Source organism: Kitasatospora sp. NPDC051914 (assembly GCF_040680995.1).
Classification (GTDB): Bacteria; Actinomycetota; Actinomycetes; order Streptomycetales; family Streptomycetaceae; genus Kitasatospora.
In genome coordinates this window covers 1-13015 of sequence record NZ_JBFAXX010000082.1, presented here as the reverse complement: position 1 = coordinate 13015, position 13015 = coordinate 1, and the positions used below count along the sequence as shown (strand labels likewise).

Genomic DNA, 13015 nt, shown 5'->3' with positions numbered 1-13015 from the left:
GATGCCTCGCGGCCGGAGTCTCGGGAGGGAACATGAGGGCTTTGAAGCAGGCGGCCGCGGTGGCGTGCGCCGCGCTCCTGGTGGCGATCGGATCGTCGCCGGCGTCGGCGGCGGGCGCGACCGCTACCAACACGCGCAGTCAGTACATCGCCAAGTCGCCGACGCCGGACGCGAAATCCTGCATCGAGCGGCGGATCTACCTGGCCTCCGGCCCGTACTACTGGTACGTCCTGACCCTGGAGTCCGGCGAGAGCACGGGCATCTGGCGGAACATCACGCTGGCGGCGGGCTGGTACGGGTGGAAGGACTGCCTGTCCTATGCGGGCCCGAGCCTCTACCACGTGACCAGTGAGCTGAACCCGGACAACCCGGCCTACGGCACGGCCCAGGTGGCCTTCGACGACACCAGCCGGGGCGCGGAGTACGTGTGGGGCAGCAAGCTCACCCCCCTGTAGGCGCGCCCGCCCGGTGCCGGCGGGCCAGCCCGTGGGGCGGCCGCCGGTCTGGGTGTAGACGTTGCCGAACTGGAGGGCGGCCCGTACCGCCTACCGGGACTACCGGAGCGGGCTGCCGAAGTGGGCTGAGCCCTTCAGGCCTGTGAGCTGCCAGCTGGCACGGGCGTGCCGGCCGAGGAGGCGCGGCTGCTGGGACCGAGCGGCGGGCCGCCCCGATCTGGCTGCTGTCCTCGGTCCGAAGACGCCATCGCCCCCGTGGCCAGCACGGGGAGCGATGACGTGCGGTGCAGTCGCAGCCCGCGTGGTGGTGCAGGGCGACGAAGCGGTCCAGCGCCGGTCGGCGCCGCGGTCGGCCATCCACGGACCGGACCGGACGGCCTCTCCACCCGCAGGTCTTCGGGCCCCGTGCCGATGCGGCGGGCCAGATGCCCGGCCGTCCCCGGACGCGCCCGGTGATGCGGGAGTGCGGGAGGGTCCGGTGCGCGAGGGTGATGCCGCCCGGATCCCTCCGGGCGGCACCGGCCGTTGGTCGCGACTCCCGCGGCTACGACGCGGCGAAAAAGACATCCGATGCGGAAGAGTCGTCAAGCTGCAAGGGACAGGTGGACTTCTCGTGGCGCGGGGAAGGCGATGTCCTCGTTGAAGTGCGTGCGCCGGGTGAGGCAGTGGTGGAGGCAGCCGATCATGCGGCTGAAGAGGTTGCGCTGGGCGGCGGTGTGCCGGTCGCCGGCTTCGTGGCGGCGGTCGTAGTGAGCTCTGGCTCCGGTTGAGTGGGCCATCGCCGAGAAGGCCCACATGTAGCCGGCCCAGGCCAGCCGCTGGTTTTTGACCCTGCGGGCCATGACCACCGTACTCTTGCCGGAGGCCCTGGTGACGGGGGCCGCGCCTGCGTAAGCCTTCATGCCTCCGGCGTCGGCGAAGCGGGAGCGGTCGTCGCCGATCTCGGCCAGGACGCGGGCGCCGCTGAGGGGGCCGAGTCCGGGGAAGCTGGTGATGATCTCAGTGTCGGGGTGTTCCTCGAACGCCTCGACGGTGGCTTCGGCGAGGTCGTCGGCGCTGGTGCAGGCGGCGTCCAGTTGACGCAAGAGCGCGAGGGCCTGCCTGCCCATGGCCTGCTCCACCAAGGAGAGTTGACGCATCTGGGGTGTGCGGAGCGCAGTGTGGAGCCGCTCGGCCTCGGCGTCGATCGTGTTCTTGCGGCCGGCCTTCTTCAGTAGGCCCGCAGTTGGGTGCGGGTGAGCTTGGCAGCCTGCTGCGGAGTCGGTGCCGCGGCCAGGAGTACGCGGGCGATCGGGTGGAAGATCCCTTCGCGTCGGTGGCAGACGGCGGCCAGGAAGCCGGGGAAGTACTGACGCAGGCGCGAGGTCAGCTTGTTGCCGGCCTGGGTGCGGTCCCAGACCGCGTTCTGCTGGGCGCGAGCGAGCACGGCGACGGCCTGGACGAGCTCGCTGTCGGCGGGCAGCTGCCGGTGGGTGTCGGCGTCGGTGCGGAGAATGTTCGCCAGCACCAGCGCGTCCAAGTGGTCCGACTTCTTGCGCGCGACGGACCGGCAGTCACGGTAGCGTGCCGCGGCGGACGCGGGGAGGGGCGCGGCGGTACGGGTGGTGGGCGCGGCACCGCCGGGGCCTCGTGGAGAGCTCGTCATCTCCCGCGTGTCCCAGGCCCTGCGGCCGCCCGCCCCCGGCCCTGCCTCGGACGGAGCAGCACAGCAGGTCGGCCGGGCCGAAGTCCCGGACGCCGGACCGGCCCTGCATGGCGCACCCCGCCCTGTGTCGGGGAGCCGGGTGTCTACCGGCGCAGCGCCCAGGCGCGGGTGCGGGCGGCGTCGGAGGCCCGGATGCCCTGGGCGGTGGGGTGGTGTCGGCCAGGTGCCGCTGCAGGTGGTGGATGCGCTGGTCGAGGGTGATCGAGATGCGGCGGCGGGAGCCGCCTCGACCGCCGCCAACCCCGCCGCCCGCTCGCCGAACAGCGCGGGCCGCACGTTCGGGTCGTACGACACCCGCGCCCCGGCCACCCGCAACTCCCGGACGAGACCGCGCGCGACCGCACCGCCCGGCTCCATCACCGAGGCGATCGACCCCAGATGGACGTTCGGCGCGGCGGGAAGCGCCGCCGGCCGCCGCAGACTCCAGCCGATCGCGAACTCGTACGCGGCCTTGCCCTGCCCGTCCAGCGTGACCCCCGCCGACGAAGGTGTCGAGCACCGCCCTGCCGACCGACCCGGCCGGCTGCGCCACCGTCGGCGCGGTGCCGGCGAAGCTCCCGGTGGCACTCCACCCGGCGCCGTACGTCGAGCCCTCGAAGTCGGCGAGCAGCTCGGCGGGACGCTGCGCCAGGTTCTCGAACTCGGTGACCTTCACGTTGGCGAAGGTCGCCGCGCCGCCGCTGGTGAACAGGTTGGTCCCGTCGTCCGCCGGGTCGGCGAACACCTCACTGGAGTGCGGGTAGCGGCCCTCGTCGACGAAGTACTCGACCGTCGTCCGGTCGACCAGGATCCGCAGGTGCGCCTGGGCCTTCGTCCGGTCGTACGGCGCGTGGCTCTCCTCGCGCCAGCCGGACGGGTCGGGGTTGCCGGTCTCCCGGCGGTTGAGGTAGCTGACGTCCCGGTAGATCCCGGCGTCGGCGTGCCGGGTGCCGTCGGCGGAGACCCGCAGCTGCACGCCCAGGTTGTCCAGCGCGCTCCAGCTGACGTCGGCCTCCAGCTGGTACGCCGTGCCGTGGTACGGCAGCGCCAGCTTCCCGTCGACCTGGAAGGATCCCAGGTCGAGCACCCGGGTCGCGTGCTGGTCGAGCGCGGGCACCGGCCGGGAGGCCAGCGCGTAGCCGTCCGGGTAGTGCCTGAGCGTCACCTGACGGGTGATCGAGTCGGTGCCGTTGAAGCCGTCGGCGGCCCAGGTCGGCGTGTTGTACGGGTAGGACCAGTTGTTCATCCACCCGATCGCGTACCGGCGGTCCAGCGGCGCCGCCGGGTCCTCCCAGGTGACGCCGCCATACCAGTCCAGCCCGCGGTCGAGCCACTGCGGCACCGCCGCGTCCGGCGTGAAGGACGTGCCGTCGAAGCTCCCCGTCCAGTACGCGTACGTGTTGGGGTCGCCGGTCAGGTACCCGTTGGCGCTGGCGCCCAGCACCCAGTGCAGGGTGCCGTCATCCGCCCGGAGCTGGTACAGGTCGGGGCACTCCAGGGTGCCGTACGAGCCGTTGACGTACTCGGAGGCGAAGGTCCAGCTCTTCAGGTCGGGGGAGGTCCAGAAGCCGATCCGGTCGCCCTGGGCGAGCAGCGCCACCCAGCGGTTGTGGGGGCTGTCCCAGACCAGCTTGGGGTCGCGGAAGTCCTTCCGGCCGCCGTTGGCCAGCACCGGGGTGTCGCCGTACGGGCGGAAGTTGCGGCCGCCGTCGGTGGAGTACCAGAGGAACTGCGCCTGCGGGCCGGAGGCGTCGGCGATCTGCTCGGGCGTCGGGTGGTCCATCTGGGTCACCAGCGCCACGATCGCGCCCGCTCCGAAACCGGCGGTGTTCGCGCTGTCGACCACCACCGAGCCGGACCAGAGGTCGTAGTTGGCGTTGGTCTTCTTCGGCGCGGCCACGCCCTGGTCGTGGAACGCCACGCCGTGGGTGCTGGTGGCCAGACGCCAGGCGGTGCCGATCGACTGCCCGTAGTCGGCATTGTAGAGGTAGCAGTACTGGAACTGTCCATTGACCCAGATCGGCCGCTGCGGGTCGTTCTTCCAGTGGTCGGGGACGGTGAAGTGGTAGCCGGCCCCGGTAGGCGTCGGCGGCGTGTGCGGCCGTGGGGGCCACCGGGCCTGGGGCGGCCACGGCCAGCGCAGTAAGCGCCAGGCCGAGGCCGAGGACGGAGGTGGGGGATTTACGGGGGTTGCTCAGGCAGATCAGGTCTGGTCAGGTCAGACGAGCGCGGGCACGGCGGTCGGCTCGACCGTCATCGTCCGGCCGTCCCAGCTCACCGGCATCGGGTCGCTGACCCCGCCTTCGAACGAACCGTCGGCGCCGGTGTGGTGGAAGCCCATCAGCACCCACCGCCCGTCCTCGCGCCGCCGAAGCAGCTTCCCGCTGTAGTACCGGTCGTCCGTGACCTGCACCGCGGCGTCGATGTCGAACGGGCCGAGCAGGCTCTCCGCCGGGGCCGCCCAGATCCCGCCGCGCGTTCCGGTCGCGCGCCGACGCTCGGAGGTGTGCTCGGCGAGGCAGGAGAAGATCAGCACCGGCCGGCCGTCCACCACCTCCGTCTGGGTCACCTCCAACTGCCCGAAGCCGTTGGCGGAAGCGACCGACAGCGGCGGACGCAGCTCCCACTCCCGCAGGTCGGCGGAGACCGCGTGGCCGACCACGCCGCGCTCGAACGCCGGGCCCTCGGTGGCCCGCGCGGTGATCAGCATGTGCCAGCCGTCGCCGCCGGGGTCGGCGAACACCCAGGGGTCGCGGAAGGCCTCGTCGTGCCACTCCCCCGTCGCCAGCGTCTCGTACCAGCGGCCGTCGGCGCTGAGCACCGGGTTGGCGCCGGCCTTGTGCCAGGTCATCAGGTCGTCGGAGGTGGCGTAGCCGATCCGCTGGACGTTCTTGCCGTCGGCGGCCCGGGTGGAGCCGGTGTAGAAGAGGAACCAGGTGCCGTCGGGGTGGCGGACCACCGAGCCGGTCCAGGTGGCGAGGTCGTCGAAGGCGGGGGCGTCGGCCCGGACCAGGGCGTCCGGCACCCGGGTCCAGTTCCGCAGGTCGGTGGAGACGGCGTGGCCGATGGAGGCGCGGTAGTGCCGGGCCTCGGGGTCGTGCAGGGCGCGCGAGGCGTACAGGAAGAACAGGTGGTACTGCTCGCCGTCGTCGGCGAACCAGAAGTCCCAGACCCAGGATTCGGGCAGCGTGAACATACGGAGGGGCCTTTCGAAGAAGTGTGGGTCAGCCCTTGACGCCGCTGGCGGCGACACTGCTGACGAAGGCGCGCTGGAAGGCGAGGAAGACCACCAGCACCGGCAGCGTGATCATCGACGTGTACGCCATGACCTCGCCCCAGGCGGGGTTGTCCTGGAAGAAGTACTGCATGCCGACCATCACGGGCCGCAGCTGCTCGTCCTGGACCACCATGGTGGGCCACAGGTACTGGTTCCAGGCGGGCAGGAAGGTCAGGATCGCCACCGTGGCGAAGGCCGGGCCGGAGAGCGGCACGACGATCTTGCGGTAGATGGTGAACCAGCCGGCGCCGTCGATCCGGGCGGCCTCGTCCAGCGAGGTGGGGATGGTGGAGAAGTACTGGCTGAACAGGAAGATGGAGAAGGCGTTCGCCACGAACGGGATGATCTGCACCTGGTAGCCGTTGAGCCAGCCGACGTCCCAGACCAGGGTGCCGTCCTGGAAGAACAGGATCGGCAGGTGCGCGGCCCAGTACACCAGCGGCACGGCGATGGTCTCGAACGGGACGATCAGCGTGGCGATGACGACGCTGAGCACCAGCCCCCGTCCGCGCCAGCGCAGCCGCGAGAGCGCGAACCCGGCCATCGAGTTGACCACCAGGCCGAGCACCACCACCGCGGCGGTGACCAGCAGCGAGTTCAGCAGGAACCGGCCGACCGGGACGCGGTCGAAGACGGCGCCGTAGTTGTCCAGGCTGATGTCGCCGACCGGCAGGAAGGCCCGCCAGCCGCCGATGTCGGAGAGCAGCTGCCCGTCCGGCTTCAGGCTGGAGACGAACATGAACACCAGCGGGAAGAGGAAGAACACCGCCAGCCCGACCAGCACCAGGTACGACCAGGTCCGGCGCCGCCGGCACAGCGTCCGCTCGCTCACCTCGGTGCGGGCCTCGGTGCGCGCCCGGGGCGCGCGTACGGTCTGGGCCATGGGTCAGTCCTTGTCGCGGGTGAGGTGGCGCTGGATCAGCGCAATGACGAGCACGATCACGAAGAAGATCAGCGACAGCGCGGAGCCGTACCCGATCTGCTGCTGGCGGTAGCCGGTGAGCACCGCGTGGTAGACCAGGGTGGTGGTGGAGTCGACCGGGCCGCCCTGGGTCATCACGTCGATCTGCACGAACAGGCCGAGCGCGGCGATGGTGATGGTGATCAGGACGAAGATCCTGGTCGGACGCAGGCACGGCCAGGTGACGTCCTTGAACTGGCGCCAGGTGCCGGCGCCGTCCATCCGGGCCGCCTCGTACAGCTCCTCCGGGATGGTCTGCAGGCCGGACAGCCAGATCAGCATGTGGAAGCCGACGGCCTGCCAGATCGACAGCACGATGATGGCGAACAGCGCGGTGCTGGGGTTGTTCAGCCACGCGGTGCCCTGCCAGGCGCCGAAGGTGATGGAGTCGATGAAGGAGTTCACCAGGCCGTCCGGCTGGTACATGAACTTCCACAGGATCGAGACCACGACGATCGAGGTCACCACCGGGATGAAGAAGATCACCCGGAACGCGGTGACGCCGCGGATCTTCTGGTTCACCAGCAGCGCCAGGAACAGGCCGAACCCGGCCTGCACCGGCACCACCACCGCCGCGAAGGCGAAGGTGTTGATCGCCGATCTGAAGAACGTCGGGTCGAAGGTGAACGCGCGGACGAAGTTGTCGAAGCCGACGAAGCGCAGCGGTTCCGGGGAGATCAGCCGCGCGTTGGTGAAGGAGAGCGCGAAGCCGAGCAGCACCGGCACGATCAGGAACGCCAGCAGCAGCACGATCGCCGGGGTGGCCATCGCCAGGCCTGCGCGGGCCTCGCCGCGCCGGGCCGCGGCGCGCTTCCTGACCGTCGGCTTCGGGAGTTGATCGACCGGACCACTGGGCTCGGCCGGGGTTTCGAGGCGGAAGGTCGCCGTCATGGGTCACGCCTTTCCGGAGGCGGGGCGGCACACGTACCGCCGCCCCGTCCCGCTTGCCGCCGCGTCAGTTGCCGTAGCCGTTGTTCGACTTGATGTCGCTGTCGATCGCCTTCACGGCAGCGTCCAGCGTCGCCTTGACGTCGGCGCCGTTCATGATGTCCTTGGCGGCCTTCTCGAACGAGGTGGAGATCACCGGGTAGCCGGGCGTGGCCGGGCGGGCCAGCGCGAACTTCTGCGAGAGCACCGCGAACTGGTGCAGCGAGCCCTGCTCGCTGAAGTACTTCGACGCGGCCGCCGCGCCCGCCGTCGCGGGGATGACCACCTGGCTGTCGGCGAAGTCGGTGAGGTACTTGTCCTGGAAGCTGAACTTCAGGTACTCCCGGGCGCCTTCGGCCTTGGCGCCGGTGCAGCCCGCCGAGATGCCCCACTGCCAGGACCCGCCGCCGATCTTCGCGCCCTTGCCGAAGTCGACCGGCGGCAGGATCAGCAGGTCGGAACCGACCTTCTCCAGCGCGTCCTGGGCGTTCCACACTCCGGTGTAGCTGAGCGCCACCTTGTCGTCGATGAAGTTCTGGTTGCCGACCGGGCCGTTGGAGTTGGCCCAGCCGTTCTTGAAGGCCTTCTGGAACCAGCCGAAGAACTTCTGCGCGTCCGGCCCGTTCAGCGCGCCCTCGGCGGTCTTCATGGTGCTGCGGTCGATCTCGTCGCCGCCGCTGCTCTGCAGCATCGGCGAGTACGCGTAGCTCCACCACTCGCCCTTGTCAGCGGCGCCGAGGTCCAGCGGGGTGGCGTATCCGCTCTGCTTCAGCTTGCCGGCGGCGGCCTCGAACTCCTCGACCGTCCACGGCTTGTCCACGGTGGGGATCCGGATGCCGTTCTTCTCCAGCACCGACTTCCGCGCGAAGATCGACAGCGCGGCGTCCCAGTAGCCCGCCGAGTACACCGTGCCCTTGTACGTGCCGACGGCCGTGGGCAGCAGCGAGTCGGTCAGCGTCTTCGGCAGCTCCAGCGGCTGCAGGTAGCCGGCCCACGCCCAGTTGGGCATGATCGGGCCGTCCATGTCCAGCAGACAGGGCAGGTTGCGGGCGGCGGCGGCCGCGGTGATGGCGTCGTTGTACGAGCCCTGCGGGAAGTTCTGCTGGACGATCTTGTACTTGCCCTGCGAGGCGTTGAAGTCGCCGATGATCTTCTTGTAGACGGCCAGCTCCCCGGGGTTGCCCGCGGAGTGCGTCCACATGGTGATCTCGGTCGGCCCGTCGCCGGAGGCGTCGCCGCCATGGCTCGCCTTGGCACAGCCGGACAGCGCGGCCGTGGCGAGAAGACCCGCCGCTGCTACGATTGCGAGGGGATTGCGCACAGGTGGTCCCTTTCTCGGAGCCGACCGCCAAGTCGCCTCCGAACCTGAATGGCAGCGCCAACTGCCATCTGAAATACCGTGAGTCCGCCGCCGGTCTCAGGTGCCGACCGGGGTCGGCGGCGGCCCCACGGAGGCCCGAAGGATCATCGGGCAGTCCATGAGGAGCGGGTCGGTCCGATCGGCCTCCCGCACGCCGAGGGCGACCTCCATCGCCCAGCGGCCCATCTCGTAGTGGGGCAGCGCCACCGTGGTCAGCGGCGGGTCCAGCTCCGCGGCGATCAGCTGCTGGTCGTCGTAGCCGACGATCGACAGGTCGTCCGGCACGACCAGCCCGCGCCGGTGCGCCACCGTGTACGCGCCCATCGCCATGCGGTCGTTGAAGCAGAAGATCGCGGTCGGCCGGCGCTCGGCGGGCAGGTCCAGCAGCACCTCGGCCGCCACCCGGCCGCCCCACGCGTCGGTCACCCCGCGCACGTGCAGCGCCGCGTCGAAGGCGATCCCCGCCTCCGCCAGCACCTGCCGGTAGCCCGCGTAGCGCAGCCCGGAGGCCACCACCTCGTCGTCCACCGGCGCGTCCACGTACGCGATCCGCCGGTGCCCGGCCGCCACCAGCTCCCGGGTCGCGGCCGCCCCGCCCTCCCGGTCGTCCGGCACCACGGCGGGCCAACCGCCGTCCGCCGGACGGCAGTCCAGGAACACCGTGTCCGCCGGGAGGCCGGCCGGCGGGGTGACCACCCGGTGCCACATCCGGGCGTACACCATCGCCTCGACCCGCTGGCCGCTCAGCGCGTCGACCGCCTGCCGCTCCTGCTCCTGGTAGCCGTCGGTGTTCACCAGCACCACCAGGTAGCCGTGCTCCCGCGCCACGTCGTTCGCCCCGGCCAGCATCCGCCCGGCGAACGGCGTGGTCGCCACGTTGTCCGAGATCAGCCCGATCATCCGGGTCTTCTGGGTGCGCAGACTGCGCGCCACCGAGTCCAGCTTGTACCCGACCGCCTCGGCCGCCGCGCGCACCCGCTCCTGCGTCTGCGGCGAGATCCGGTCGCTGCCGGCCCCGCTCAGCACCATCGACACCGTGGCCGTCGACACGCCGGCGGCAGCCGCGACATCCGCCATCCGCACCCGAGCCACCGCGGTCCGCCCTCCTCCCCGATTTAAACGATTAACCATCGCGAAGCGAGTATGCAACCCCCCGGTTACGGGGGTCAAGACATCACCTGCGGCGTGACCTCACTGCAACCTCAGCCCGACGCCACCCCGTAACTCCCGCGCTCCAGCCGGAACCGCATCGGACCGGTACTGTGCGCCTGGATGCGCCCGAACAGCCGCGAGCGCACCGGCTCGGGCAGCTCCCGGCCGTTCGCCTTCGTCCAGTCCAGGATCCCGAACAGCACGGCCGCCCCGTCAAGCTCCGCCGCACCCGTCCGCCCGTCCGCGAGCACGGCGAGCACCCGCTCCGGTTCCTCCGCGGCGTGCTGGACGCGGTGATCGCGGAAACGCCACACCTAGGCTCGTTCGGCCAGCTCTGCGCCATCGAGGTCTTCAACGCCTTCGACGACCCGCGCCCCGCCGATGTCCTGATCGCACTGCTGGAGAGCGACAACGCGGTCGTCCGCGAGTGGTCGGCGGAGGCCCTGGCCAGGCTGCCCGTCCAGCGCGCCGTCCCCGCCCTCCTCGCGGCGCACGAGGCCTTCCGCCGCCGAGGCGAGGACCCGTCGTACTCCGAGGGGGAGCGCCTGCGCTGGGCCCTCACCGACCTCGGGGCCAGGGTGCCGGTCCTGCCGCCCCGCGCCACCGAGCTGTCCCTCGACCCGGCAGCCCCCGACCCCGAGTGGCGGACCGCCCACCTCGCCGAGGTCGTCGAGGAGTTGGCCGCGCACCACCAGGCGGTCCTCTACCTGACGTTCTGGCGCGTCGGTCCGGACGGCCGCCGCCGGTCCTGGGTGTCCGGTCCCGGCCTGAGCTGGGAGGTCGACCGCCGTCTCCCCTGGGCGCAGACCGTCGCGGACTGCCGCGACTACGCCCTGCTGATCGCCGCGGAAGCCCCTGACTCCCCCGACGTCGTCGCGGCCGTCTGCTAGATCGACGAGTCCGACCTCTGACCCGAATCCGCAGGCAGTGGCGGGCGGCTGGTAGCTGATACGACGACAGGTGCGCTTTCGTTTTGAGAAGATCGGGATTCCTACACCGTGACCAGCTCAAACGTGAAAGTGCACCTGTCGAGTGAAGACGATATCGCGTCGCCGTACCGCTTCCCGCACGCCTGGTCGGCGCTGGACCCGGGTGAACGCCCGGGTGGGCGAGGTGGACGTGTCGCTGACCGAGAACGGCGGCCTGCTGCTGGTGGCCGAGCTGGACCGGGCGCTGGGCATCACGGCGGCCCTGGATGCGGGGATCGGTCCGCTCAAGGAGCGTGATCGGGGCCTGTCGGGCGGGGAGTTCGCGCTGGCTCTCGCCGCGGTGCAGCTGACCGGCGAGGACCATCTGGTCGGCTTCGACCGGCTGCGCGCGGACCGGGTGGGCGAGGGGCTGCTGCCCGCCCCCATCCCGGCCTTGGACGGGGCAACACAGCGGGTCGGCCGGGCCGAAGTCCCGGACGCCGGACCGGCCCTGCACGGCGCACCCCGCCCTGTCTCGGGGAGCGGGTGTCTACCGGCGCAGCGCCCAGGCGCGAGTGCGGGCCGCGTCCGAGGCCCGGATGCCCTGGGCGGTGGGCGTGGTGCCGGCCAGGTGCCGCTGCAGGTGGTGGATGCACTGATCGAGGATGATCGAGATGCGGCGGCGGGAGCCGCCTCGAATGGCGGCGACGGTGGCGGTGCTGGTGTCCAGGCAGGCGGCAAGGTAGGTGGCGGGCCAGCCGCGGGCCGCGAGCTGAGCCAGGGCCTCGGCCGCCGGGCCTGCGCCGGTCAGGCCGCGGCCGTAGCCGGGAGGTTGGCCGCGTCGGGGCAGCGGGATGCCGAGGACCGCCTCCGCGGTGCTGCGGGCGATCCGGACCGGACGCCTCCCCGGCGGGCGCAGCAGGCGGCGCACCAGGGTGACGGAGATCCCGGCGGCATCCGCGATGTCCTGGGCGGACATGCCGCGGCGCACCAGGACAGCGGCCCGGGTGGCGGCGGAGGCAGGATCGACGCGGGCCGCCAGACCCTGGGCACGGTCCGCGTCGCGGCGCCGGCGGGCCCGCAACGCGGCCTGACGACACCCGGCGCGCAACTGATCTTTTGCTTTCGAGGTGACAGGTGGGGTGGCGGGGTGTAGGCCGGTGGTATGCGGTACCCGGATGGTGGTGGTCTGACCGCGCGGGAGCGGGCCCGGCGGGAGCGGGTGCGCCTGGAGGCTGCCGAGATGTTCGAGCAGGGGATGCGCCCGCCGCAGGTGGCCCAGCAGTTGCGGGTGTCTCGCAAGTCGGCCTACGCGTGGCAGGCGCGGTGGCGTGAGGGCGGCGTCGGGGCGCTGGCGTCCAAGGGGCCCAGTGGCCGGACCTCGCGGATGAAGCCCGAGTGGCGGGCGTGGCTGGAGGAGGCGCTGGAGCAGGGGCCGGCCGCGCACGGCTGGGTGGAGGACCAGCGGTGGACCCTGGCCAGGATCGTGGTGCTGGTCGCCCGGCGGTTCCATGTCCGCTTCAGCCAGGCGCAGATGTGGCAGATCCTGCACCAGATGGGCTGGACGGTGCAGGTCCCGGCGCATCGGGCTGCCGAGCGCGACGAGCGGGCGGTGGCGACCTGGGTGAAGGAGACCTGGCCGCGCGTGGAACGACGGTGAGGGACCAGAATGCCTGGCTGTGTTTCGCCGACGAGTGCGGGCAGTCGCTGTGGCCGCCCAAGGCACGTACCTGGTCGAAGCGGGGCCATCCGCCGGTGGTGCGGGTCTGCGGCAGGGGATCGGGGCGTGTGTGCCTGGTGGGGCTGGTGTGCTGCCGTCCGGGAGAGCGCACCCGCGTGATCTACCGGTTGCTGGCCCACCACGGCCGCAAGGGCGAGAAGAAGGGCTTCACCGAACCGGACTTCGCCGCCCTGCTCGACGACGCCCACCACCAACTCGGTGGGAACATCGTACTGGTGTGGGACAACTCCACCCAGCACACGGATACGGCGATGCGCGAACTGCTGGCCGCCCGCAGCAGCTGGCTGACCGTCTTCTACCTGCCGCCGTACGCACCGGACCTGAACCCGGTCGAGGGCGTGTGGGCCCACCTGAAGAAGTCCCTGGGCAACCTGGCCGCCCACACACTCGACCAACTCGCGGCCCTCGTCCGCACCCGGCTCAAACGGATGCAATACCGCCCCGGTCTACTCGATGGGGTCACGTCCGCCGGAGTGGTGTATCGACGGCCACTCGGTGATCCGGTTTCAGGCTAGGCGGTAAGGGCTGTCGTGATGGTCTCGTCGGGGGT

The 13015-nt window shown here is 71.4% G+C and carries 12 protein-coding genes and 1 pseudogene; 4 read left to right on the top strand and 9 right to left on the bottom strand.

Going from position 1 to position 13015, the window contains the following annotated elements; genetic code table 11:
- The first annotated feature begins 32 nt into the window (after positions 1–32).
- A complete protein-coding gene (locus AB0M03_RS35080) occupies positions 33–455 on the top strand; it encodes a hypothetical protein (protein ID WP_363499528.1) in 423 nt (140 codons plus the stop codon).
- A gap of 584 nt (positions 456–1039) precedes the next feature.
- On the opposite strand, the pseudogene AB0M03_RS35075 reads toward AB0M03_RS35080, so the two are convergent.
- The 8 genes and pseudogenes from AB0M03_RS35075 to AB0M03_RS35040 all read right to left on the bottom strand — a co-directional run.
- Positions 1040–2028: pseudogene (locus AB0M03_RS35075) on the bottom strand (transposase); the annotation flags it as partial.
- Positions 2009–4159, bottom strand: coding sequence for a glycoside hydrolase family 32 protein (locus AB0M03_RS35070; protein WP_363499558.1), 2151 nt, complete (start codon positions 4157–4159; stop codon positions 2009–2011). The pseudogene AB0M03_RS35075 and the gene AB0M03_RS35070, both read right to left, overlap by 20 nt.
- Positions 4160–4357: 198 nt before the next feature.
- Positions 4358–5335: a glycosyl hydrolase family 32 gene (locus tag AB0M03_RS35065; protein ID WP_363499526.1), complete on the bottom strand. Its 978-nt coding sequence runs from the start codon at positions 5333–5335 to the stop codon at positions 4358–4360.
- 28 nt (positions 5336–5363) lie between these two features.
- Positions 5364–6299 carry a carbohydrate ABC transporter permease gene (locus tag AB0M03_RS35060; protein WP_363499524.1) on the bottom strand — a complete coding sequence of 312 codons (936 nt, stop codon included), beginning with the start codon at positions 6297–6299 and terminating at the stop codon, positions 5364–5366.
- 3 nt (positions 6300–6302) lie between these two features.
- Positions 6303–7268: a sugar ABC transporter permease gene (locus tag AB0M03_RS35055; RefSeq protein ID WP_363499522.1), complete on the bottom strand. Its 966-nt coding sequence runs from the start codon at positions 7266–7268 to the stop codon at positions 6303–6305.
- A 64-nt stretch (positions 7269–7332) separates the two neighbouring features.
- A complete protein-coding gene (locus AB0M03_RS35050; RefSeq protein WP_363499520.1) occupies positions 7333–8625 on the bottom strand; it encodes an extracellular solute-binding protein in 1293 nt (430 codons plus the stop codon).
- A 96-nt stretch (positions 8626–8721) separates the two neighbouring features.
- Complete coding sequence (locus AB0M03_RS35045; protein WP_363499518.1) at positions 8722–9741, bottom strand: LacI family DNA-binding transcriptional regulator; 1020 nt, start codon at positions 9739–9741, stop codon at positions 8722–8724.
- A 125-nt stretch (positions 9742–9866) separates the two neighbouring features.
- Positions 9867–10076 carry a hypothetical protein gene (locus AB0M03_RS35040; protein WP_363499516.1) on the bottom strand — a complete coding sequence of 70 codons (210 nt, stop codon included), beginning with the start codon at positions 10074–10076 and terminating at the stop codon, positions 9867–9869.
- A 21-nt stretch (positions 10077–10097) separates the two neighbouring features.
- On the opposite strand from AB0M03_RS35040, the gene AB0M03_RS35035 reads away from it, so the two are divergent.
- Complete coding sequence (locus tag AB0M03_RS35035) at positions 10098–10706, top strand: HEAT repeat domain-containing protein (RefSeq protein WP_363499514.1); 609 nt, start codon at positions 10098–10100, stop codon at positions 10704–10706.
- 568 nt (positions 10707–11274) lie between these two features.
- On the opposite strand, the gene AB0M03_RS35030 is transcribed toward AB0M03_RS35035, so the two are convergent.
- Positions 11275–11703 (bottom strand): hypothetical protein, encoded by a 429-nt coding sequence (locus AB0M03_RS35030; protein ID WP_363499512.1) that lies wholly within the window; start codon positions 11701–11703, stop codon positions 11275–11277.
- Between the two features lie 186 nt (positions 11704–11889).
- Here AB0M03_RS35030 and AB0M03_RS35025 point away from each other — a divergent pair, with 186 nt between their 5' ends.
- Together AB0M03_RS35025 and AB0M03_RS35020 are read left to right on the top strand one after the other, a co-directional pair.
- Positions 11890–12384, top strand: a complete 495-nt coding sequence (locus AB0M03_RS35025) for a winged helix-turn-helix domain-containing protein (protein ID WP_363499510.1) — start codon at positions 11890–11892, stop codon at positions 12382–12384.
- Entirely contained in the window at positions 12381–12980 is a 600-nt protein-coding gene (locus tag AB0M03_RS35020; RefSeq protein WP_363499508.1) for a transposase, read from the top strand. Before AB0M03_RS35025 ends, AB0M03_RS35020 begins: the two co-directional genes overlap by 4 nt.
- The last annotated feature ends 35 nt before the right edge of the window (positions 12981–13015 follow it).